Source organism: Streptomyces coryli, from assembly GCF_011044975.1.
Taxonomy (GTDB): Bacteria; Actinomycetota; Actinomycetes; order Streptomycetales; family Streptomycetaceae; genus Streptomyces; species Streptomyces coryli.
This window is the reverse complement of sequence record NZ_JAAKZV010000499.1, coordinates 1-1,914: the sequence shown is the minus strand read 5'-3', so window position 1 is coordinate 1,914 and position 1,914 is coordinate 1. Positions and strand designations below refer to the sequence as shown.

Here is a 1,914-nt window from a genome sequence, read left to right as displayed (position 1 = left end):
CCAACTCCCCCGCCACCCGACCGGAGATCTCGTCCAGCTCGGCGTACGACCACTCCACCCCGGCACCCAGCACGGCCACCGCACCCGGCGACCGCTCCACCTGGGCCGCGAACAGCTCCCCCAACGTCCCCGCCGGCATCGGCCGCGCCGTGTCGTTCCATTCCTCCACCACCAGCGACCGCTCCGCCGCCCCCAGCAGCTCGAGCTCGCCGAGCCGCGCCTGCGGCTCCTCCGCCATCTGGTGCAGCACCCACACCAGCCGCTCGGCGAGAGCGTGCACGGTGCTCTCCGCGAGGGCGGTGGGGCGGTACTCCAGCCGCAGCTTCAGGTCGTCGGCAGGATCGACATCCAGGCCGAGCGGGAAGTTGGTCGACTCACGCAGCGCGGTGTCGGTGAAGGTCAGGTCGCCGAGGTCGGGCTCCGCATCCGGATCAGTGGGGTAGTTGTCGAAGGCGATGAGCGTGTCGAAGGTCGCGCCGGGACCGGCCAGGCGCTGGATCTCCGTAAGTCCCAGATGCTGGTGGTCGAGCAGCGCCGACTGCTGTGCCTGCAGCTCCGCCAGCAGCTCCGCGACCGAAGCGTCCGGGTCCAGACGTACGCGCACGGGAACGGTGTTGATGAACAGCCCCAGCATGTCCGCCATCCCCGGCAGCTCCGCGGGCCGGCCGGCGACCGTGGCGCCGAACACCACGTCCCGGCGCCCGGTCAGCTGACCGATCACCAGCGCCCAGGCGGCCTGGACCAGGGTGTTCAAGGTCAGGCCCCGGATGCGGGCCAGCTCGCGCAGGGCTTCGGCCGGCTCCGTGCCCGCCTGCGTGACCACCCGTCCGAAGTCGGTGGCCGCCGAGGCGGCCGGCTCCCCCGGCGCGACCAGGGTGGCCTCGTCCACCCCGGCCAGTGCCTGGCGCCACGCCTCCCGTGCGGCGTCCTTGTCCTGGCGGCCCAGCCACTCCAGGTAGTGGCGGAAGGGAGAGACCGGGGGCAGGCCGCTCGTGGTCCCGCCGGCCGCATAGGCGGTCCACAGTTCCCGCATCAGGATCGGGAGGGACCAGCCGTCCAGCAGGATGTGGTGCAGCGTGACCATCATCCGGTAGCGGCCCGGGGCCAGCTTCACCAGCAGCACCTTCAGCAGCGGCGGTACCGCGGGATCGAAGCGCCGCGCCCGCTCCTCGGCACCCAGCCGCTCGGCCTCCGCCGCTGCGTTCGCGCCCAGGGCCGAGAGGTCCTCCTCCTGCCAGGGCAGTGCGACCCGCTCGGGGATCACCTGCACCGGCTGCTCCGCCCCGGCCAGCTGCCGGAAGCCCGCACGCAGACTCGCGTGCCGGTCGAGCATCGCCTGCCAGGACGCCCGTAGCACCGGCACGTCGAGTGGCCCGTCCAGACCCATGTCGATCTGCTCGACGTAGACGTCCCGCGCCTGCTCGTCGAAGAGCGCGTGGAAGAGCAGCCCCTCCTGGAGCGGCGATACGGGCAACACCTCGGCCAGCCGCGGGTACTCCGCCTCCAGCTCCTCGAGCTGAGCCTGATCGAGGCCGGCCAGCGGGAAGTCCGACGGCGTATGGCCGCCGCTGCCAGGACGGCCGGCATGGGCGGCCAGACCGGCGAGCATCGCGGCCCAGCCATCGACCAGGCGCCGCGCGGACGTCCCGTTGAGCAGCTGCTCGGGCCAGGCCAGGGTCAGCGTCAGCTGCGGCCCATCGCCATCGCCATCGGCATCGGCATCGGCGAGGTCGTGGACGACGCACGTCGTCTCCAGGGCGTGGTCGACCGCGAACTTCCCTGCCGCACCTCCGCGGGCTCCACCGAGGGGTGTCCAGTCCTGCGGCTCCTCGGCCTGTTCCGCTGCCACGGCGGGGGTACGGCCCAGGTAGTTGAAGCCGATCTGGGCGGTGGGCAGGGCGGCGAGGGTGGGGG

At 72.8% G+C, this 1,914-nt stretch carries 1 protein-coding gene; it reads right to left on the bottom strand.

Annotated elements, in window-relative coordinates; translation table 11 throughout:
* Window positions 1-1,914 (bottom strand): condensation domain-containing protein (locus G5C51_RS41700; RefSeq protein ID WP_240930289.1); only part of this gene is annotated, 1,914 nt, incomplete at both ends.